The sequence below is a fragment of the Saccharothrix sp. genome (assembly GCF_031180885.1).
GTDB lineage: Bacteria > Actinomycetota > Actinomycetes > Mycobacteriales > Pseudonocardiaceae > Actinosynnema.
Genome location: NZ_JAPSLK010000007.1, coordinates 1 through 20,323 on the forward strand (window position 1 = coordinate 1; position 20,323 = coordinate 20,323).

Annotated in this window: 18 protein-coding genes and 1 pseudogene; 6 read left to right on the forward strand and 13 right to left on the reverse strand. The window is 68.9% G+C overall.

Annotated features, from left to right (window positions below; all coding sequences use genetic code 11):
• Positions 1–396 precede the first annotated feature (396 nt).
• Positions 397–1,617 carry a helix-turn-helix transcriptional regulator gene (locus RIN75_RS12105; RefSeq protein ID WP_309111955.1) on the reverse strand — a complete coding sequence of 407 codons (1,221 nt, stop codon included), beginning with the start codon at positions 1,615–1,617 and terminating at the stop codon, positions 397–399.
• A 210-nt stretch (positions 1,618–1,827) separates the two neighbouring features.
• Between RIN75_RS12105 and RIN75_RS12110 the strand changes: the two genes are divergently transcribed.
• The 5 genes from RIN75_RS12110 (at position 1,828) to RIN75_RS12130 (ending at position 6,835) form a co-directional block, all read left to right on the forward strand.
• Positions 1,828–2,454, forward strand: a complete 627-nt coding sequence (locus RIN75_RS12110) for a NucA/NucB deoxyribonuclease domain-containing protein (RefSeq protein WP_309111956.1) — start codon at positions 1,828–1,830, stop codon at positions 2,452–2,454.
• Positions 2,442–2,996: a DUF6461 domain-containing protein gene (locus RIN75_RS12115; RefSeq protein WP_309111957.1), complete on the forward strand. Its 555-nt coding sequence runs from the start codon at positions 2,442–2,444 to the stop codon at positions 2,994–2,996. The genes RIN75_RS12110 and RIN75_RS12115 overlap by 13 nt, the downstream gene beginning before the upstream one ends.
• 134 nt (positions 2,997–3,130) lie before the next feature.
• Positions 3,131–3,427, forward strand: coding sequence for a hypothetical protein (locus RIN75_RS12120; RefSeq protein WP_309111958.1), 297 nt, complete (start codon positions 3,131–3,133; stop codon positions 3,425–3,427).
• Positions 3,428–3,864: 437 nt separating this feature from the next.
• Positions 3,865–4,968, forward strand: a complete 1,104-nt coding sequence (gene tal, locus RIN75_RS12125; protein WP_309111959.1) for a transaldolase — start codon at positions 3,865–3,867, stop codon at positions 4,966–4,968.
• 223 nt (positions 4,969–5,191) lie between these two features.
• Positions 5,192–6,835, forward strand: coding sequence for a transketolase (locus RIN75_RS12130; RefSeq protein WP_309112113.1), 1,644 nt, complete (start codon positions 5,192–5,194; stop codon positions 6,833–6,835).
• A 42-nt stretch (positions 6,836–6,877) separates the two neighbouring features.
• Here RIN75_RS12130 and RIN75_RS12135 read toward each other — a convergent pair whose 3' ends face one another.
• Positions 6,878–8,131 carry an SRPBCC family protein gene (locus RIN75_RS12135; RefSeq protein WP_309111960.1) on the reverse strand — a complete coding sequence of 418 codons (1,254 nt, stop codon included), beginning with the start codon at positions 8,129–8,131 and terminating at the stop codon, positions 6,878–6,880.
• A 558-nt stretch (positions 8,132–8,689) separates the two neighbouring features.
• Between RIN75_RS12135 and RIN75_RS12140 the strand changes: the two are divergent.
• A pseudogene (locus tag RIN75_RS12140) lies at positions 8,690–8,926 on the forward strand (Hsp20/alpha crystallin family protein); the annotation flags it as partial.
• A gap of 292 nt (positions 8,927–9,218) precedes the next feature.
• Here RIN75_RS12140 and RIN75_RS12145 read toward each other — a convergent pair.
• From RIN75_RS12145 to RIN75_RS12195, 11 genes are all read right to left on the reverse strand, one after another.
• On the reverse strand, positions 9,219–9,356 hold the full coding sequence (locus tag RIN75_RS12145; RefSeq protein WP_309111961.1) for a hypothetical protein: 138 nt from the start codon (positions 9,354–9,356) through the stop codon (positions 9,219–9,221).
• A gap of 211 nt (positions 9,357–9,567) precedes the next feature.
• The gene (locus tag RIN75_RS12150; RefSeq protein WP_309111962.1) at positions 9,568–10,758 is read right to left on the reverse strand and encodes a DUF1173 family protein; all 1,191 of its coding nucleotides are present in this window, start codon (positions 10,756–10,758) and stop codon (positions 9,568–9,570) included.
• Positions 10,759–10,833: 75 nt separating this feature from the next.
• Positions 10,834–11,259, reverse strand: a complete 426-nt coding sequence (locus RIN75_RS12155) for a hypothetical protein (protein ID WP_309111963.1) — start codon at positions 11,257–11,259, stop codon at positions 10,834–10,836.
• Positions 11,260–11,292: 33 nt separating this feature from the next.
• A complete protein-coding gene (locus RIN75_RS12160) occupies positions 11,293–11,895 on the reverse strand; it encodes a hypothetical protein (RefSeq protein WP_309111964.1) in 603 nt (200 codons plus the stop codon).
• The gene (locus tag RIN75_RS12165) at positions 11,892–13,757 is read right to left on the reverse strand and encodes a TraM recognition domain-containing protein (protein WP_309111965.1); all 1,866 of its coding nucleotides are present in this window, start codon (positions 13,755–13,757) and stop codon (positions 11,892–11,894) included. Before RIN75_RS12165 ends, RIN75_RS12160 begins: the two co-directional genes overlap by 4 nt.
• The gene (locus RIN75_RS12170) at positions 13,754–14,845 is read right to left on the reverse strand and encodes a C40 family peptidase (protein WP_309111966.1); all 1,092 of its coding nucleotides are present in this window, start codon (positions 14,843–14,845) and stop codon (positions 13,754–13,756) included. Before RIN75_RS12170 ends, RIN75_RS12165 begins: the two co-directional genes overlap by 4 nt.
• Positions 14,846–14,871: 26 nt before the next feature.
• On the reverse strand, positions 14,872–15,228 hold the full coding sequence (locus RIN75_RS12175) for a hypothetical protein (RefSeq protein ID WP_309111967.1): 357 nt from the start codon (positions 15,226–15,228) through the stop codon (positions 14,872–14,874).
• 21 nt (positions 15,229–15,249) lie between these two features.
• Positions 15,250–16,605 carry an ATP-binding protein gene (locus RIN75_RS12180; protein WP_309111968.1) on the reverse strand — a complete coding sequence of 452 codons (1,356 nt, stop codon included), beginning with the start codon at positions 16,603–16,605 and terminating at the stop codon, positions 15,250–15,252.
• A gap of 179 nt (positions 16,606–16,784) precedes the next feature.
• The gene (locus tag RIN75_RS12185) at positions 16,785–18,290 is read right to left on the reverse strand and encodes an SCO6880 family protein (protein WP_309111969.1); all 1,506 of its coding nucleotides are present in this window, start codon (positions 18,288–18,290) and stop codon (positions 16,785–16,787) included.
• On the reverse strand, positions 18,287–19,552 hold the full coding sequence (locus tag RIN75_RS12190; RefSeq protein WP_309111970.1) for a hypothetical protein: 1,266 nt from the start codon (positions 19,550–19,552) through the stop codon (positions 18,287–18,289). The genes RIN75_RS12185 and RIN75_RS12190 overlap by 4 nt, the downstream gene beginning before the upstream one ends.
• Entirely contained in the window at positions 19,553–20,311 is a 759-nt protein-coding gene (locus tag RIN75_RS12195; RefSeq protein ID WP_309111971.1) for a hypothetical protein, read from the reverse strand.
• Positions 20,312–20,323 lie beyond the last annotated feature (12 nt).

Consider the following 20,323-nt stretch of genomic DNA (forward strand, 5'->3'; position numbering starts at 1 on the left):
CGCAACCGCACCGGATCCTTCGCGGTCCTGGTGACCCGCTGCAGCTTCCGGCCCTCCTCCATCGACAAGGGCCTCACGAACACGCTCGGTCGACGAGCCACAACCACCTCCCGCACTCGACATGCGGAACCAGATTGGCCGATCAGCTCACAGGACCGGTTATCGGGTCAACCTTCCGAGACGCGCCACTAGGTCGCGTACACGTGAGGTCGTCTCCCGCGCGTGCCCGCGCGGGAGCTTCTTTGATGAGAACCTTGGGGAGCATGTGTGCGGGGGTAGGCAGAAAGCGGATTCGTCCGTAGGCCATCAGGGTGGTCTTTGACAACACATCCGCGTGTAGCTGCCATTCAGCTGCCGATACGGCTCCAAGCGGACCGCTGCGGCGCGCCCTGCCGTCTACACGTCGATGTTCAGCCGGTCAGCCAGTTGTAGCAGCGGCGTCTGCTTCCGCCGTGCCCGCTCGGCCAACTCCTGCACTATCTGGCGGCTCAGGGTGTGGTAGCGCATCCACTCCGGTGCGATCTGCTCCGCCGCAAGCAGTTGCTCGGTGGCTGCGTCGTCTTGGTCGAGTTCGCTGTGCGCGATCGCCACATCGAGCAGATGCCGGGCCTTCCAGGTTGGTGACACCCAGCCGTTCGTCGGCACCGACTTGACCAGTTCGAGGGCATAGTCGAAGCGCTCGCTCTCGACGGCCGCGTTAACCGCTGCGATGCCTGCGTTTGTCGGCCCGAACGGCGTGGCGTAGATGTTGTAGTCCTTGCCGACCCTCGCTGCTGCTGCGCGAGCCAAGCTCATGTGCTCCTCGGAGCGGTCGACCTGCTTGTTCCGTACCGCCGCGCTGGCAGCCCGGAGCATGAGGATGCCCCACACCGCCAGGCTCTCCGCCGAGCCGCGCACGAAGTCCGGCTCCATCCGTTCAGCCTTGCGGAGCGCCGCTGTCTCGGCGTCGTCCAAGCGCCCCTGCTTGAAGAACACCCATGACAAGGCGGAGACGTTCATTGCCTGAAGCAGTTCGTTGCCGGACTTCTCGGCCGCTTCCTGGGCGCGGATGAGCCCGATGTAGCCGATGTCCGGCTTCCCCAGCGCCGTCAGCATGGTCGAGGCGATCTGGATGACTTCGGACAACAGACCGAACGCGGCCACCTGGTCGTCGCCGCTCAGCTCACGCACCGCGGCACGGGCCTCGGCCATGAGCCCCGGTAGCATGACGCCGAGCTGGGCGAACGACCCGTGCTGGCGGATGGACTCGGCGTGGGCCAAGGCCATGCGCAGCCCGTCCACGGTCACTGGTTCGTCGTTGAACACCTCTTCGTCGGCGAGGCCCGGGAAGTACGACAGCGACGTCAGCTCGTCGCGGATGGCCAGGATGCCGACGGCTTCTTCGTCCACCTTCGGTGCGATGGTGCTCGTCTGGCCTAGCAGCTGCGGCACGTCCTTGTCCACGGCGCGGGCGATGCGCGTCAGCGAACTCATGCTGGCGGTGTGGCGGACGCCTTGCTCCAGCTTGCGGATGAGATCGACGCTGACCTCGGCCTTCTCGGCGAGCTGCTCCTGGGTGAGCCGGCGGCGCCTACGGGCACGCTTGATGCGGTCGCCGAGGGTCAGATCGTCGCTCATGGCTGGGCACCTCCCTGCCAGGGTCAAGCCGGATCACCGCCCAGAATACGCAGGTGGGACATGTTGGCGAATGAGTGACGAAGCGGTAGGACAGGCTGTCCTAGAAGCCGAACCGTTCGGGTGATTCATCCCGGACCCGCTGTCCCGTTGTCGAACCGCCCCGCCACGCTGATCACGCCTTTGTACCCGCATGAGGGAGTGCCGTCCATCGTGGCCAAGACCCGCTCCACCGGCCTCTTACCCATCTTGCTCGTTGGCGCCGTCGTCATCCTCTTCGGCCCGCAGCTCCTCGACCAAGTGCAGGACGCCGTCACCGATCTGGGCAGCGCACCGGCCGAGAGCTACGAGGTAGCGCCCGCCATCAAGCCCCGTACCGACAAGTGCACCGCGGAGCAGCTCCTGAAGGAGCGGCAGTGTGACGACCTCAAGGTTGTCCAGCTCAGCGCCGAGAAGATGCCCTACATCACGCGCAACATCCAGCTCGCGTGGGCGGAGGGCAAACCGGCCATCTTGCACAAGGACGCACCCGGCAGCGACCAGACCAAGCGCAACACCGTCTGCGGCACGGGCGTCTTCACCAAGACCTTCGCCGATGGCAGCTGTGACGAGTACGCCTTCGCCTCGACTGTCGAGGGCGGTCAGTGGGCGAACGTCCGTACCGAGGAAGTCCCCCTGCGGGAGCAGAACTGCCAGGGTGGCACCCTGCGCCAGGAGTACCGTCGTGCCAACATCCAGCAGGGCGATGCCTTCATCGTCGTCATCACCAACCCCGACAAGATCGCTACCAGCGCCTATGCCGGGAGCGACACAGCCGAGGACCAGTCATGCACCAGCTGATTGCCCCGTACGACTGGATCGAGCACCAGGACGTCGTGCTCACCTTCGCCGTCGTCCAGCGCTCCACCGTGGAGGAGGTGGTGCGCGCCTACGGCGGTGAGCCAGCCGAGAGCCAGCTCATGACCACCGTCGAGGCCGAGGACTCAGCCCTCGACGACCCCGGCTACTTCTACATGCAGGTGTTCGAGCACCAGGGGCACGTCATCGCTCTGGAGAACAACAGCTGGAGCGGCACCATCCCCCAGGTCGCCTGTCACGCCTCCGCGGGTGGTGCCAGCTTCTTCAGCGTGCACTGGAACGTGAACGGCTTGTTCCGCATCACCGCGGCCGAGGACGGCACGATCACCGCCTCGTTCGACCCGATGCGCATCGACGCTGATGATCCCGGTGACCTTGTACCGACCTGGGCGGCGAGCATGCCCTTCGAGGTCGGCAAGCTTCGGGCGACGTCGCTGGCTGTGGCCGAGCATGAGACCGGGGTTGCGTTTGACCAGGCGTGGCTAGCGAGCAGGCTGCCGACCTACCGGATCCTAGGGCGATGATGGCCGCGCAATCCAAAGCCTGTTGCGTTCACTGCGTGGATTTGAGCGTCGTTGAGCAAGGTTTGAGCAATAGGCGCCTGTAGATTGCGCGATTGGGGCATTGAGTACACGCAGCGCATCCCGATGCTATCTACATGGGCTATCGTGAGCTTCGACTCAAGCTCCCCTCGGACTTGCCGAACGACCGCTATGCCGCTCTCACCCATGCCGTGTTTGCACTCTTCGGCGTTGCTGGTGTTGCTCACGCTTCGTCAATATTGGTTGACGCCGACGTGACGGATAGCGAGTTGAACGAGGCATTCGACCGCCATAGTGCGCAGTACCCGTGGGGCCGTGAGGTGCTCGAAGGACTACCGCTCCAATACCTGTACCTGGACATCTTGGTCACTGAAGTTCTGTATGCTTGCTACAAGCTCATAGTGCGCTCATAGTGGTCGTCGCTGTCGATCCGTGCGACGCTCCATGAGACCAGCTCTCGAGGATGTGGCACGACTGACAAGCTGAAGCCAGGTTGCGGCATGCCAGTTTCGTACATCTGAAGGTGTAGCTTGCGGAAGCCACCTGCGGGGGTTGAGGCGCTGCCGACTACAAGAGCTTGTGTCTCATCGCGTGGTTCCTCATCTTTTGTTTGATAGATGCTCATCTCAGGTACTCCTGTTTATGGTTGAGCTAGCCGAACGCACCGACCACGCGGTGGTGGAGATCGGGTCCGGCGGCCGGCCCGGTTGAGGCGCGTGTGGGCGCTGGGTTGGCGGGTACCCCTCGGGTTCGACGGGCGATGGCGGGAGGTTTGCCACTGCCCGACGCGGGCGGCGGACGTCCGGACAGCTGACCAGCCGACCGCCAGATCCGACCGGAGGGAACACCCGTGCCCACCACGCTGCACGGCCTGGCCGAGCGGGGCCAGAGCCCGTGGCTCGACCACCTCTCCCGCAGCCTCGTGCAGACCGGTGACCTGGGGGAACTGGTCCGCGACGGCGTCGTGGGGGTGACGTCGAACCCGACCATCTTCCAGGGCGCGATCGCCGAGGGTGACGCCTACGACGACCAGTTGCGCGACGTGCTCGACGCGGAACCCGACCCCAAGGAGGCGTTCCTGGTCCTGGCCCGCGACGACATCCGGGCGGCGTGCGACCTGCTGTCCGACGTGTTCGCCCGCGGCGGGCCGCACCGTGACGGGTGGGTCTCGCTGGAGGTCGACCCGCGCTTCCCCGACGACACCAGGGCCACTGTCGAGGAGGCCCGCCGGCTGCACGGGCTGGTCGACCGGATGAACCTGCTGGTGAAGATCCCCGGCACCGAAGCCGGTCCCCCTGCGATCGAGGAGGTCGTCGCGAGCGGCATCCCGGTCAACGTGACGCTGTTGTTCTCCCTGAGGCGTCACCGGGTCGCCGCCGAGGCGTACGTGCGCGGCCTGCGCAGGCTGCACGACCAGGGCGGCGACCTGCACACGGTGACGTCGGTGGCGTCGTTCTTCGTCTCCCGGGTCGACACCGAGGCCGATCGGCGCCTGGACGAGATCGGCGGCCACGACGACCTCAAGGGCACGCTCGCGATCGCCAACGCCAAGCTCGCCTACCTGACCTATCAGGAGCTGTTCACCGGCCCGGACTGGGAGGAACTGGCGGCGGCGGGCGCGTCCCCGCAGCGGTGCCTGTGGGCGTCAACGTCCACCAAGAACCCGGCCTACCGCGACGTGCGCTACGTCGAGGAACTGATCGGACCCGGCACCGTCACCACGATGCCCCTCAAGACGGTGCGGGCGTTCCTCGACCACGGGCAGGTCGCCGACACGCTGCGCCGCGACGTCGACGACGCCCGCCGCACGATGGACCGGTTCGCCGAGGCCGGCGTGGACTACGACGACGTCACCGCCGTGCTGGAACGCGAGGGCGTGGCCAAGTTCGCCGACTCCTACCGGCAGCTGTTCGACGGCATCGCCGAGAAACGCGCACACCTCGTCAGGAGCTGACCCCGCCCATGCCGGACGACGACTTCCGCCGCGAACTGGCCCAGCAACTGCGGGTGGACTCGGTGCGGGCGAGCGCCGCGGCCGGGTCCGGGCACCCAACCTCGTCGATGTCGGCGGCCGACCTGATGGCCGTGCTGCTCGACGGTCACCTCAGGCTGGACTTCCGGCACCCCGACGACCCCGCAACGACCACCTGGTCTTCTCCAAGGGGCACGCCTCACCGCTGTACTACGCGATGCTCAAGGCCGCCGGCGCGATCACCGACGAGGAACTGCTCGGCTTCCGGACGTTCGGCAGCAGGCTGGAGGGCCACCCCACCCCGCGCATCCCGCCGACGGACGTGGCCACCGGGTCGCTCGGCCAAGGGCTGCCCGTGGGCGTCGGCCTGGCGCTGGCGGGCAAGCGGCTGGACCGGCTGCCCTACCGCGTGTGGGTGCTGTGCGGTGACTCCGAACTGGCCGAGGGCTCGATCTGGGAGGCGTTCCAGCACGCCGGGTGGGCCGGGCTGGACAACCTCACGCTCATCGTCGACGTCAACCGGCTGGGCCAGACCCGCGAGACCATGCTCGGCTGGGACGTGGAGACCCACGCCGCCCGCGCCCGCGCGTTCGGCTGGCACGCCGTCACCCTGGACGGCCACCGCCTCGACGCCATCGAGGACGCCCTGACCACCGCGACGGGCACCACCGGAGCGCCCACCGCGCTGTTCGCCCGCACGCTGAAGGGACGCGGGGTCGCCGACGTCGAGGACCAGCCCGACAAGCACGGCAAACCACTGCGGCACCCCGAGCAGGCCATCGCCGAACTCGGCGGCGAACGCAGTTTGACCGTGTCCGTGCGCACCCCCGACCGCGAGTCGGAACCACACCGCTTCCCCACCACCGGCGTCATCCTGCCCACGTGGGAGGTCGGCGCACAGGTCGCCACCCGGTTGGCCTACGGACAGGCGCTCGCCGCGCTCGGGGGCATGCGCGGCAACGTCGTGGCGCTGGACGGTGAGGTCTCCAACTCCACCTACAGCGAACTGTTCGCCAAGGCGCACCCGGAGCGCTACTTCGAGATGTTCATCGCCGAGCAGCAGATGATCGCCGCCGCCGTGGGTATGCAGGCGCGCGGCTGGACACCCTACGCGTCCACCTTCGGCGCTTTCCTGTCCCGCGCCTACGACTTCGTCCGCATGGCCGCCGTGTCCCGCGCGAACCTGCGGCTGTGCGGCAGCCACGCCGGGGTGTCCATCGGCGAGGACGGCCCGTCGCAGATGGCCCTGGAGGACATCGCGATGTTCCGCGCCGTGCACGGCAGCACCGTCCTGCACCCCTCCGACGCCAACCAGACCGCCCGCCTCGTCGCCGCGATGGCCACCCAGCCCGGGATCTCCTACCTGCGCACCCTGCGCGGCAAGACCACCGTCCGCACCCCTGCCTACGAGGACGTGCACATCGGCGGCAGCCGCCTCGTCCACGCGAGCGAACACGACGACATCACCATCGTGGCCTGCGGCAGCACCGTCGACGAAGCGGTCAAGGCCGCCGACCTGCTCCGCGGCGAACGCATCAACGCACGGGTGCTCGACTGCTACTCGATCAAGCCGATCGACCACCCGGCACTCCACACCGCCGCGCTGATGACCCGGGGCATCGTCACCGTGGAGGACCACTGGCCCGAAGGCGGCCTCGGCGACGCCGTCCTCGCCGCGCTCGCCACCCACCCCCGACGACCACCGGTCCACAAGCTCGCCGTCACCGACATGCCCGTCTCCGGCACACCCGCCGAACTGGTGCACGCCGCCGGAATCGACGGCGACGCCATCGCCCGAGCCGCCCACTACCTCCTCGACACGGCCGACACCGCCACCGCGAGGACGTGACGCGCGGTTCGAGCGTGCCCGCGTTCGTGCCCGCAGGTGACCTCACCTCGGGGTGGTCCGAGGTGCTACTGGGCGACGGCTTTCCCGGCGCGCGGGAGCGTCGTGGGGCAGCACGCCGGTCTCCAGGTACGACTTCGCCCGCTGGAGGTCGGTGCGCAGTTTGTGCTTGGGGTCGGCGCGGAACATCGCGGCCACGGCATGTCCGACAGCACCGGCGACGGGGTTGTAGCTCAGCCGGACCTGCAGGCGGGTGCGGTCATCGCCGACGGGGTCGACCCGCAGCGTGCCCTCATGAGCCAGGAGCTGGCCGTCACAGCTGCGCCAAACGATCTCCGTGCCGTCGCTCCGGGTCTCCTCGGCGTCGAACCCGACCGGCACGCCGGCCGGTCCCCTGATCGTCCAGTGGGACCGTCGGCCCTCGGATCGGGAGATCCGCCGCACGTCCGGCATGACCTGCTGGAACAGGCTGTAGTCGCTGACCTTCGCCAACACTTCCTCGGGACGTGCGGACACGGTGATGGCGTCCTCCACGTCGATCGCGCGGCGGCCGGCTCCGATCCCCGTGAGTCGCCGCAGCGACAGGTTCACCGCGGCGCGCACCGCCAGTACCGCGCTCGTCACACGCAGTGGCCACGCCACCGGCCGGGGCGTCCGACCGGCTAGTATCCACCCCGCCGCGGCGGCCGTTGCGACCAGGAACCTGGCCGTCTGCGACCAGTTCTCCTGCAACAGCTCGGGAACGGGCTCTCGCGGGTGACCGTCGCCCTGGAGCGCCGACACCCCGGTGGACTGCCGGTGGACGGTCCAGCGGGCGTCCACCCGGTCGACGCCGGGCACGCGCCGCAGCGCGCGAAGGGTGCGTGCCGCCTCGCGTTCCAACACCACTCCGGTCAGCGTGACCGCACGGTCCTCGACGTGGACGTCCACCGCGTGCGGATGGGTCACGTGGCGTCCCAGCTCCGACCGGACCCGGTCATGCAGCACCTGGGGATCGTCGACGCGGCGACCCTTGAGCCGGTAGCGGGCCTCGGCGACGACCCCGCGACCGCGGTTGCCCGCATCGCACGCTAGGCCCGCAGCTCCGGCACGAACCTTGCGGCCGGCACGCAGGGCCTTGTCCCGCACCAGCGCACGCCGGAACCGCCCCCGGTATGGGTCGCACAGCGCCCCCGCCGCCGCGCCTGCGACCGCTGCCGCGGCCAACGCGGCAGCGGTCCGCCTGCCCGGCCACCCGCGCCGCGTCCCGATCGGCAGACCGCGTGTGCGCAGGAGTTCACGATCGATCGGGGTGTACATGGAGATCATCACCTCTCGCTCGACTCGCTCGCGGGTACCCCTGAGGGATGGGGGCAACCGTTCGCCGGGCGGCCCGATGGGACGGTCTGCTGCGCACAGCGGTGGACACGACATCGACCACTCGATCGACAAGGCAGCATCGCCTCTACTCGTGCGGCGGCGTCGGCTCGGGAAGCGGGTCGGGTGGCACCGGATCGGGCTCGGCGGGCGTCGGCCGGTCGGGACGAGGAGGATCGGGCACGGCGGGACCGGGCGGTGCCGGAGCAACCGCCGCCGGCATGAACGACGGGCCGGCGCGACGCCCCCTCCGCCCTGGTCGCAGGTTGATCGTCTTCATGGGGATTCACCCTCCATGTCGAGGTCTTCCGGGGTTACCCGGCAGGGCCGACCCGCGCACGTTTTCAGCGCCGTGTTCCCGCTGCCGGATCGGATACGGGACGTCACGGCACAGGCCGTGCGGGCAACCAAGCGTGAACGCCCAAGACGAGGAGGGATCGGCGACGGCACGTTGCGAGGTGTGCGACAACGACACGAGTCGACCTTCGAAAGCGCGACGACCTCTCCATCCAACTCGTCGGCAACGACCTGGTGGTGACCGGAGAGCTGAAGGAAACCGAGCGCGAAGGCATGTTCCGCAGGCGGACGCGCCGAACCGGGTCGTTCCAGTACCGGACGAACCTGCCGTCGGACATCCGGGCGGACGACATCGACGCGCGCCTGGACGACGGCGTGCTCACGCTGCGCATTCCGAAGGCGGAGGCGGCCCAACCGAAGAAGATCGAGATCAAGGGTTGACCGTGACAGAGGCATGACCGCCGCGCTGAGCCAGTCCCACGCCGACGGCCCGAGCCCCGGCAGACCGCAGCGACCGCTTGCCGCTGACCGCGCAGGTCATCGCCCGGAACGGTGAACCGCACCCAGGCGCCCAGGTCTCGCCGCGAGCCGTTCGAGGCGTCACCGCTGCTGGCCATCACCGGCCGGCACCAGCGTCACCTCCGGCATCGCGGCCGCCGCCGCACTGCCGTGTCCACCCACTTCTGCGCGTACAACCGCCCGAGGACCACCTCGTCCAGGTCTGCCAGCCCGGTCACCGGCCCGGAGGCCATGAGCGCGGGCAGTGCGGCAGTCGCGGCGGGATCATCGACGCGCAGGTGAAGACCAGCGCGACCAGCAGGAGCACGGTGATGGTCACGTCGGTCAGGAAGTCGAGCGGTTGGGTGAACATGGTTCAGTCCCCGATCGGGGCGGCCTCACGACCAGGTCGGGCAGATTCCGCGCACCCAGTGCGGCACGAGCTTCACGCCGATGAACCCTGGCTTCGACCACCTCGCATCCCCGCCGCGCCCTCCACTATTGGCACCGCCACGCAGCCTTGGTTCTGGAAGCCAAAACCGCGCTATCACCCGCAGGTATTGCTCCCGTGCAGCCACGAGGCATCAGCGGGAGAGGCCGGGTAGCGGGTCGCGCACGTCCCATTCGAGCAACGTGCGTCCGGACTCGCGGTAGATCGCTTGCTTGGTGCGCTTGCGGGCTTCGTAGCGTTTGCGGCCGCGTACACCCCAGACCTCGAGGTAGGTGTCGGGGTCGCTGTCGACCAGGACGAAGTCAGGGAACACGGACCCGCCGTTGTAGTGCAGCGGCTTGACGAACGCGCGACCGGCGGCCACCAGTGCGGTGGCCATCTCCGCCTCGTGGCTGGAGTCGGCGGGCAGGTACGAGTCGGTGGTCAGCATCGCGGCCAGGTCGGCGATCACCGCGTAGCCATGACGGCTGCGTTCGATCAGGCACAGCACCACCTGGCGTCTGCCGTCTCGATCGGCCAGTTCGCTGAACACGCTCGGAAAGGACCGGCGTACGCGGTGCATCAGCGGTGTGGAGGCGTACAAGCGCGCCCGTTGATGGGCCAGCCGCATCCGCACGCCGTGCTCGGTCGGCTCGACGGCCCGGACCTCGCCGAGGACCAGGCCTCGACGGCGGGCGCGGCCGGGGCCGGTCAACTGGGCGAGGTACCGCTGCCAGGCGGAACTGACGCGGTCGGCGTGGTGACGCTGAAACGCCGGCACGATCCACAACGTGTCTTTCAACGGCATACCGTTGACCCAGCAGTCGCCGACCTGCTCGTCCAGTAACACTTGGCAGGTACGCCAGGTTCGTTGCCGGTCTTGGGGGTGCCACACGTTGAGCCGTGCGGACTCCCACAGAAAGTGCAGCAACGCCAACAGCCCGACCGAACGGCGGCCGGTCACCGGAGAGGCTGTCCCTGCCTGGTGTTTAGATCTCTCACCACGGGGCGCGGAGGCTCCGCAGACGGTGAGCGGGGTCGAGAGGTGGATCGACGTGCCCTCGTCGGTGGTGCTGAAGGCCCCGGCGTAGTCGCTGAGACCCGACACGGAGGACGGGCTGCGGTACCAGCGGCAGTCGGGCGCGTGCCCGTGGCCACCCAATGGCCAGTTGGCCAGGTGGTATCTCCCCGACCGGCAGCGGATCACCAGACGCACCACGTTGTCCGTCCGGCACAGGCACACGGCGTGCCCGACCTCACTGCGGGCTCGCACGAACAGGGACGTGTACCGGCCGGGATGCCGTCTTACGTCCGCGATGGCGACCTCCCGGTCGGCCAGCCGCACCTGTCCCACCTTCGATGCCGGGATCGGGCTGGCGTCTCCCTTGGGAGTGGGATACACGAAACAGCCTCCTCCCCCTCAGTAGCCCATGCCCGAGTGGAACCCTTCGTCGTCGCCGAACATCTCGTCGTCGAAGGGAAAGTGGTCGAGGGTTGACGCCGGCGGCACCAGATCGCGCCACTCTTGGCTCACCGCGTCCAGTACCTGGGGCCGTAGATCGGCGATGATTGTTTCGTCCTCGGCCCGGCTGAGTTCGAGCAGATCCGGCAGACCGTCGGGAATCTCCGCGTAGGGACGTAGGGCTTCGATCACATCGGCGGGCGTGGTGATCTGGCCGATGTCGTTGCCGATGTCCAGCGTCAGGCGGTCTTCGCCGTACTCGTCGACGCCGTCGAAGACTTGCGCGAAGTACGTCTGTAGAGCGCTGTCCCATCCTATGTAGACTTCCCTGTCAGGGTGGGATGGCTCGCTCAAAGGCTGTAATCGAATGCGAGTGTCACCCACTATGGTCATCCCTTCGTTTCACAGCGCACGCCGTCATTCGAGGTCGAACGATGGGCCGGTTGTCGGGCCTGGTGGTTGGGCGTGGTGGTCTGCCAGTTCGAACCGGTTTGCGCGGGGCGGCGGTCCTTCGTCGCGATGGCTGCCGTCGAAGCAGTCGGGGTGGACCCAGTCGCGGACGAGTCGATCGCTGAACCCTGGTCTCCATTGGTGGAGCCAGAATTGGGCGTCGCGTTCGTTCGCGCGGGGTCCGATGTTGGCGGCGCGCCACGTGTGGGCGAGTGCCGCGATCTCCATCGACAGCGCCGGGTGCAGGCGCCAGCACGGCGGGATGGGTCGGGACCGTCCTCCGTCGATACCGACGAAGGTCACGTTGTACCAGGCTACGAAGTTGTCGATGGTGGCCTGGGGGTCTTCGTCGCTGGCGGGGTCGTCCTCGGCGGCGGCTGGTGGGGTGAACCAGACCCAGGCGGCCGGTTCCGCTGTGTCATCGTCGACGGGCATGCCGGCCTGTTGGTTGACCTTGGCTTCCACTCGCCGCAGGGTGCGGGCGAGCGCGCCCACGATCTCGGTGAGTGCTGCGATCTGCGTGTGGTGGCCGTCGCCGCCGGTCGGGCTGACTGTGGGTTGTTCGGTCACGGCGGGCTTCCTCCTGCAGGCGGTTGGACGGCCGGGGCGAGGGCGAATCCGTCGGGGCCGATCGGGATCTGTCCGTCGCGGATGGTCTGGACGTGCTCGCGGATGAGTCGCCAGTCCTTGCGCCGCCGCACGTCGACGGTGCGGGCGAGGATCGGGTCGAGGTGGCGGTGGATCACCAGGACCCGACCGCGGCGCAGCCGTCGGACGTCGCCGGGTCGGTAGGTGGGCACGGTTTCCACGCTCACGGAGGTCCGGCCAGCGCCGAAAAAGCCGTCGTTGTGGTGTTGGTAGCGGCGGCGGTCGTGGTGTGCGGTCAGCAGTGAGATCCACTCCAGGGTGGCTCGGTCCTTGATGCCGCCCCAGACGCTGAGCGTGGTGGTGTTGTCCAGCAGTTGGCGGGTGCGTCTGGGGGTGAACGCGTCCTCCAATGCGGCCACCGACTGGGCGCCCCAGTGGATGAGGACGCCGCGCCCGGCGGAGTCGGAGACGATGTCGGGGATTTGCGGCACGGGGGTGGCGTTGGTCAGTTCGTCGAGGATCGCGGTGGCCGGTGGGTCGAGTCGCCGATGCGGGGTGTGCAGGGCCATCTCCTGTGCTGTGGTCAGCCAGTGTTCGACGAGGGCGGTGAGGATGGGTGCGGCCTGGGCGGCTTGGTGTTGGCCTGCGATCAGGTAGAGCGAGCCGTGTTGGGCGATGAAGGCGCGTGCGTCGAAGTCGGTGCCCGGCGCGGGCGAGCACAGCCTGCGGATCTGCGGGTCCATGAACGGTTCGATGACTCGGCGCACGCTCATCCACACCGCGTCGGAGGTCTCGGCGACCATGCCGATCTCCGCGCGGAGGTTGCGGGCGTGTTCGGGGAAACCGACCTGGTGGAGGAGTTTGACCGGTTCCTGGTCGACCGGTTTGCTCATCGCCCACCGGACAAGGTCGTCGACACCGCGGTGGTGGATGGCGGCGGCGAGGAAGTAGGCCTGGAGCACGACTTTCGCCCTGTCCCGGAAGACCTTGTCGTTGCCTCCGACGTCGGCCAGTTCGACCGAGGCGGCTTCCACCATGGTGTGCGCTCGCCGGAACGCCACGGACGTGTCCTCGCACCCTTGCACCGGCCACCACTGCACCTGCGCGGGCCAGGCCACCACCCCGGTGGCGTCCGCGACCTTCACCGGCCCGGCCTGGTGGCGTCCGGCGCGCAGCAGGGCGCTGAATTCGAGGAGATCCGGCTTTGTCGTCGAGCACAGCAGTGCGCCGGGTGCGGCGATCGCCTTGTGGACGAGGTCTCGGCGGCTTTTGCCGGATTGGGTGGGGGCGAGTGTGCCGGTGGGGTTCTCCAGCGGTGTGCACATCGGCTGCCGGTGCGGTCCCAGGTGCAGCGGAGCCGCGACGTCCTCCAGTGGTGCCCGAATGGCCTGTGCCCGTGTCAGGCCGGGCCGTGTCCACTGCGCGGTGCGCCGTGCCGCGGTCAGGGACAGCTCTTCGCGGATGTCCTCGCGGCTGGCGTGTCCTGGCTGAGACGGGCCGAATCGCAGCCACACCGGAAGGACGATCACGAGCGCCAGGGCGGTGGTCAGCAGGATGAGTAGGACGGTGACGGTCCAGTACCAGCCAGCCTGGCCGGTCAGGGCGCTCTGCCAGGGTTCCCCGAGACCTGTGCCTGGCTTCGCGGGGTCGGTGAGGATCTCGAGTACACCGGTCAGCCATGTGTCGAGGTCGGGAAGCGCCCAAGGCCCGCCGAGGATGGCTGTGGTCGCCGCGACCGCGAGCATCAGGGCGGCGGCGAAGGCCATGAGCGTGCCGAGCACGGCGACGAGCAGCCCCATCATGGCGAGGTCGCGGTCGAGGGTCGGTGAGCGGTCGCCTCTCATAGCTGTGGGTCACCTCCGACCGGGGCGTGGGCCGAGCTTCCAGATGTCACCCGGCGGATGGCCACGACCTTGGGCGTCCAGGAGTCCAAGGTCGTGAGGATGACGCCGTGGTCTTCGTCGAAGGCGTCGACCATGTAGCCGTGGCCTACGTACATCCCGACGTGGCCCGGGTTGGTCGGTGTGCCGTCGGCACCAGGAATGAACACGAGGTCTCCGGCCTGGACCTGGGACAGCGAGCCGACCGCGACACCGTCGTGAACCTGGCTGTAGGTCGTGCGTGAGATCGCGACCCCGGCATGTGCCCACGCGGCCTGCATCAGGCCGGAGCAGTCGTAGCCGTCCGGTCCTTCCGCGCCCCACACGTACGGCTTGCCCAGCTGCGCGAGCGCGTAGCTGACGGCGGCGCTGATCTTCGGATCGGCAGGCAGCGTAAAGTTCTCGGGCAACTTCGTCGGGTCCAGGTCCAGGTCGCTGCGACCCTTGTCGGGGCAACCGGCGGCGGCGTGCACCTGCTGGGCGACGACGTCCTGCGGCGGCACGGGGTTGTCCGGGCCTTGCCAGTACCGCTCGGTCAGTGCAGCGGCGGAGGGCTCGCGCGGTCCGTACCGTTCGGGGAAGGCGGACCGTTGCACGGCCTGCTCGGCGACGCCGGGAGGCATGCTCTGCCAGCCGGGCAGCGCGATCAGGCGGTTGTAGAACGCGGTGGCCGCGTAGACGGGGTTGACGACCTGCTCAGGGGTGCCCCATCCCTGGCTGGGGCGTTGCTGGAACAGACCGAGGCTGTCACGGTCGCCGTACACGACGTTGCGCAGGTTCGACTCGACCAACGCGGTCGCCAGTGCCAGCACGGCGGCACGCTTGGGCAGTCGGCGCTGCACAGCGACCGTCACAATGGTCTGGGCGTTGGCCAGCTGCTCGGCGCTGTACGTCTCGTCGCCGATCTGTTGGGCGACGCCGCCCGGTCCGTAGCCAGCGTGTTGGAACGACGTGCAGTCGATGGCACCAGCGTGGGCGGCGGTCACCGTGGTGCCGATCAGCATTGCCGGAACCCCCACCAGGAGGTAGGCGGCAGCGCCGATGCCGGCCAAGAGAGGAGGAGTGAAGGGGGCCATGGTCAGAGGCCCAGTCCGGCGTGGGATCCCAGGTCATCATCGGACGGCAGCCCCAACAGTTCGTCATAATCGGACGGAGGTGGGTCGCTGTGAGCGGGCGATGGGTTGAAGTGTTCGTCGTGGTTTCCGGCGAGAACACTGGCCACCGCGTCGATGTCGTCGGGGTTGACGTACGCCCGCAGAGCCTCGAGGACGATCGCGGCGTCCGTGGTCTCGTCGAGCGAGGCCCGCAGGTCGACCAGCAGCCTGTCCGGTCCCTCGACCGTGGCGTAGAAGACGCCGATGTCGTCACGCCAGCCCGCGACGGCACCTAATCCGGCAAGCTGATCACCGACTGTTGTAGAGAACTCGATGTCCACTGCACTTTCACCTCCTGCTCGTCAGGACGATCGTTGGGCGGCGCGTCCACGGCCTCGGTGTGCGGGATCGGCGCGCAGCTGCGCGTTGGTGTCGAAGATCTGCCGCTCGGTGCGGGACAGGACGGTCTGGACCTTGTAGCCGGGGTTGTTCTCGATCTTCCACAGCGCCCGACCGGTGCGTTCCATGGCCCATCCGGTGGTAGCGTCCTGTTCTCGCTCGGACAGGGCGAAGTCCGCGGCCAGTTCGTCGGCCACCCGGGTGGACTGTCCGAAGAGGATTCTGGTGCTGCACAACGCCAGGAGGTCCTTGGCGATGGCCACTTCCTGTGAGCCGGCTGCGCCGACCGAGAGCGGGTCGCTGGGTTTGTGCATGACCAGAATCTGGATCTTGCGCTCGGCTCGGGAAAGTCGGAGGTCGGAGTCGACTGCCTGGACGGCGCGTAGCCCGAGCCGCATCTGCCGCCACACCTCATCGCGGACGACGATGCGGATCTCGCCGTCGTCCTGGAGGTCGGTCACCATCGAGGACCAGGAGCCCAGGCAGGTCAGGGCGACGGCGACGGCCTGATCGCCGCGTGAGCGCAGCAACGACAGGTCCATCGACTGCACTGGCGCGTCCCAGTCGAGCGTGAAGTTGGTCTCCTGGTCGAACAGTCCGGCGAGCGGGCCGATGACGAGGTTGCCGAGGGCGTCGGTGATCGGGCGCAGGGTGTCGAGGAACTGGCGGCGGTCGGCGAACCTGGTGGCTTCCCACAGCCCGCGGTCCGGCTGGGCGAGTTCGCGCTGCACGTCGGGGATGGTGACCGGCCGCAGGTCGGTGTAGCCGTCGTCGGCGCCGACCAGTCGGCGTAGCATCGCGGACAGCACGGCTTCGTCGGTGACCGTAGGCTGGTAGCCCTGGGCTTCGGCGAGGGCGACGAGCAGCTTCGTCCACCTGCCCAGGACGCCGGTGAGTTCCTCGCGCTGGCGCGTCACCGACCATCCGTCCCAGCGGCCTCGCAGGGGTCCGAGGTCCAGTGCGTTGAGTCGGGCCGGGCTGCCGCGGCCCAGCGCGATCGGGGTGATGCCCAGTGCCCGCAGCAGGGGGCTGTACTCGCCCTTGACGTCACCACTGATCAACGTCTTCATGCCGAACAACATCATCCGCAGCAGGAAGGCGACGACGGTGGAACTCTTGCCCCGTCCCGGCTCGCCGAACACGACGAGGTTCGGGTTGGTGGCCAGGCCTCGCAGCACCCACTCGATGGGGTGGACGTAGAACGCGCCGCCGGAGAGCGTGTCGTAGCCCATGCGTGCTCCGACGGCGGGAACGCCGTTGGCCGCCAGCAGCGGGAACAGCCCGCCGATCTCGCTCGTGGCGGCCTGATAGACCGCCATCGGCGCTTCGACCGGCGACCATCCTTCGCCTGGTCGGGCACGGCCGCGCCGCGGCGCGATCGCCCGGTTGACGCGGTCGCCTTTGTCGCGGCGCCGTTGCTCCGGCGGCTTTGCGGCCAGGGGCGTGCCGAAGTCGCCAAGTAGCTGCGCGGCGCTGCGCTCGTGGGTATTCCGCTTGCTCACAGCAGCCCTCCTCGTTGCCTGGGCAGCCCGATCCCCACCGGGAGCACCGCGACGACGAACGTCGAGTCCTGTGCGAGGTCCAGCCGCAGCAGCCGGAACCGGCCGGAGGCGTCGTTCTCCAGGCGCGCCGCGTGGTCTTCGACGTTCCAGGTGCTGGGCACGGTGACCGAGGCGGCGACGGTGAACCGCACGACCGAGTGGCCGGCGGCGACGGCGCGTTCCTGGGCCAGCGCGCCGCCGGCTTCACGCTCGTCCATCGCCGTGGTGTTGAACCCCTTGCTGTGTTTCCAGTCGGTCATCACGTTGGCGCGGTAGCGGTTGCCGCGGACGGCACGCTGCGCGCGGCGGGCGTCCATCACCTCGTAGTGGATGGCCAGGGTGCGCCGCTCCCCCGCGGTCCGCACCGCCAGCAGGGGCCCGAGTGAGCCGAAGACGGTGCCCGCCTCGGGCATCAGCGCGGTGTAGGAGACGGTGGTGAACCCGTCGTGGGTGTAGGACCTCGCCGCCGGCGGAGGTGCCGCGGTGGGTCCGGCGGCCGCCATCTCCAGCCCGCGGCCTCCGGTGCCGCGTTCGTGGGCGGTCGCGAGCACCGCGCGCGCAGCCGGGTTGAATCCGGTGCGCAGTGCTTCGGCCATCCCCGGGCCGTCCAGCCATTCGACTGAGCGTGCACCGAGCGCCTTGAGTGGGTCCTCGAGTCCGTCGAGCACCCGGTAGAGCGCCATCGCCCGACCGGCGACACCGCCGCCCGCCGCCACGGCGGGCTTGCGGAGTTTGGCCTCGGGGCCGGAGACGGTGACGAACACTTCGTGCCGGACCGAGACGTTGCCGATCGTGAGGTCAAGCTCGTCGGTGGCCTGACGGGCCAGCGGCGGAGCGTCGCGCACCTCGTGATCGCTGCGCCACACCTCGTACTCGGTGCCGTCGTCGGGGACCGTGCGCACGAGCAGGCTCATCCGGTCCACGACCTCACGGTGCCCCAGCGACAGCAAGAGGATGCCCAGCCGGTGGGCCAGGCGTTCGCACTGCTCGTCGGACAGCATTCCCACGCCGGAGTGGGTGAGTCTCGCGGTCGCTCCCCAGCGCCCGTCGCCGGTGTCGTGGATCAGGCACACCCGGCCGGCGTCCTTGAACTGCGGCCCGTCCGGGAAGCTCACGCGTTGGAGCACGCCGGGGAGGTCGGGCTCGCTGGGGTCGACCGGGGCGCCGGCGGCGGCCTTGGACTGCCAACGCGACCATCCGGTGAGAACCCCGAATTGGTGGAGCGTCAGGTGCAGCAACCACCGCAGCGCCGGTCGACCACGGACCGGCACCACGACCAGCGCGCCGATCGTGCCGCAGACGAGCAGCAGTACCGCTGCATCGGCGAAGCGCCCGCTGGAGACCGCCCACAGCACCGGCACCGCCAGCGCGATGCAGACCAGCGCCTGAACCGGGGTCAGCCCCATGATCCAGCCCGCGTGTTCGCGCCTGCTGAGGCCACGGTAGATCCGAGGGGCCGTCATGCGATCACCGCCGCATCCCCCGCTTCGGGCGTGGCTCCGCCCTCGTCGCTGTCGTTGCTGTCGTCGCTGTAGGAGCCGGTCGGTCCGGTGTGGACACTGGACGACACGACGCGTCCACGGTTGGCGGGTGATCCTGGCGGCGGATCGTCGTGACCAAAGTCGTCGTCGCCGCTGCTGCTGCCGGGGTCCCAGCGGCGGGAATCCTGGTCGCCGTCGTCAGCGGGATGACCTCCGTCATGGCCCACGCCGGACTCGTCCATGGAGTCCTCGGCGTAATCGGCGATCGCGTCGTCGAACCGAGCGGTGTTGGCGTCCTCGATCGCCCCGCCGCCCCCACGTCCACCGACCGCGCTGGCGGCCATGACGGCCGGATTGTTCGGGCCGTAGGAGGTCACGCCGCGCCCGGCCAGGGTGTCGCGGAACGCCGCGCCGGGATCGCTGTTGGGGTCGACGAAAGCGAACAGCCTGAACAGGACGAACGGGCAGAACAACGAGATGAGCAGCACGCCCACACCGGCCAGCAGTCCGGACAGCCCCTCGGCGCCGCCGGAGATCGCCACACCGAGCACGAGGGCGAGTGCGAGCACCGGTTTCATGGCGACGCAGGCCAGCAGCCAGCGGCAGGTCGACCAGAACCAGTGTGCCGTGATGTTGGCGAGCAACCCGGCTGCGGTCACGGGCACCGTGGCCGCCAGGAGGTGGATCGCGGCCTCACGGAACAGCATTTCGAGGGTGTAGCCGATCGCCGCCGGGATCACTCCGATGAGGGCGCAGATGCCCAGCACGACGGCCTTCACGCCATCGACGGCACCGTCGCCGAAGCTGGTGTGCTCGAGTGCGTCGGCGAAGTTCTTGGACTGGAGCCCGTACTCGAGGATGCCGCTGGTGAGCCCGTCGACCGCGGCGAGGAAAGCGGCGACCACGCCGACCGTCACCGCCAAGGCGATGCCGTACTGCACTGGGCCGCCCACCAGGCGCATGAAGCCACGTCCGCCTCGGACGTTGGTCAGCACCAACTGCCAGAAGAACAGGCCGATTGCCATCGTTCCGCCGATCCACAGCATCAACGGCCACAGAACGGCGATCGGACCAGATCGCGTGTCGACGGTGAAGACGGAGAACCGGTCGGCCAGTCCGAAGCCACCACGCAGGACGAGAAGGCTCGCATCCCAGATGGCCCGCATGGCGACGTCGAACCCAGAGGCGATCATGGCCAACAGCTCGGCGCCCATCGCGTCGCCGAGGTCGCTGAACGGCGGCATCTACACCAGCTCCCGGTAGCCGGCTTTCACCGCGTCCGGGCTGCCCGGCCACGCACTCGGTGCCGGGGCGGCCAAGGTGCCGGAGGCGATGCGCCACTGTGACCCGGTCCAGCGCATCGCCTGGCAGTCGCCGATGCCTCGGCTGGTGACCTGGCCGTTGATGCTGACGGAGAACTGGCCGAGCACGCACGCCACGACGTAGCGTCCGCCTGATGCGGTGCCTTTGACCTGGCCGTGGGTGATCTCGTAGGTCGCGGTGAGTCCGGGAACCGAGCCGCTGGTGGGCAACTGCGCCCTCGAGCGCAGGCTGGTCAGCAGTGACCAGAGTCCGGTGGCCTTGGGGTCGGGCGCGCCTGGCTCCGCGCTCTCCCGGTAGCCGCGGGCGTAGACCTCGGGGTCGGCCGTCGACATCGTGGTCTCGTCCAGCGCCTTGAGCTGGCCAAGCGCACCTGCAGGCGTGTCGGGGAAGCCTCCGGGCACCCACTGGCCGATCGTGGTGGTCGGCTTCGGCACCTCGATCGGCGGTCCTGCTGTCCAGGCGGTCAAGGCCTGGGGCTCCGCCGCCTGCGCGGGCAACGCCAGCATCCGCTTGGCTGCGAGGGCGTGCTCCTCGTCAGTGCTCCCTCCGGTCGCCGATGTTGGCGCGGAGGGCTTCGCGTTGGTGTCCGGTGGTGCGGCCGACGTCGCTGTCGGAGCGGTGACGTTGTGGGAGACCACCACGGCTACCACGGAGCCGACGAGCGCGAGCGCGACGACCACCACTGTCAGTGT

Coding starts and splice junctions, on each gene's coding strand:
- RIN75_RS12105 (WP_309111955.1), bottom strand. CDS start 1,617: ATGAGCGACGATCTGACCCTCGGCGACCGCATCAAGCGTGCCCGTAGG.
- RIN75_RS12115 (WP_309111957.1), top strand. CDS start 2,442: ATGCACCAGCTGATTGCCCCGTACGACTGGATCGAGCACCAGGACGTC.
- RIN75_RS12120 (WP_309111958.1), top strand. CDS start 3,131: ATGGGCTATCGTGAGCTTCGACTCAAGCTCCCCTCGGACTTGCCGAAC.
- RIN75_RS12135 (WP_309111960.1), bottom strand. CDS start 8,131: ATGTACACCCCGATCGATCGTGAACTCCTGCGCACACGCGGTCTGCCG.
- RIN75_RS12145 (WP_309111961.1), bottom strand. CDS start 9,356: ATGTTCACCCAACCGCTCGACTTCCTGACCGACGTGACCATCACCGTG.
- RIN75_RS12165 (WP_309111965.1), bottom strand. CDS start 13,757: ATGAGAGGCGACCGCTCACCGACCCTCGACCGCGACCTCGCCATGATG.
- RIN75_RS12180 (WP_309111968.1), bottom strand. CDS start 16,605: ATGGCGGTCTATCAGGCCGCCACGAGCGAGATCGGCGGGCTGTTCCCG.
- RIN75_RS12185 (WP_309111969.1), bottom strand. CDS start 18,290: ATGACGGCCCCTCGGATCTACCGTGGCCTCAGCAGGCGCGAACACGCG.
- RIN75_RS12190 (WP_309111970.1), bottom strand. CDS start 19,552: ATGCCGCCGTTCAGCGACCTCGGCGACGCGATGGGCGCCGAGCTGTTG.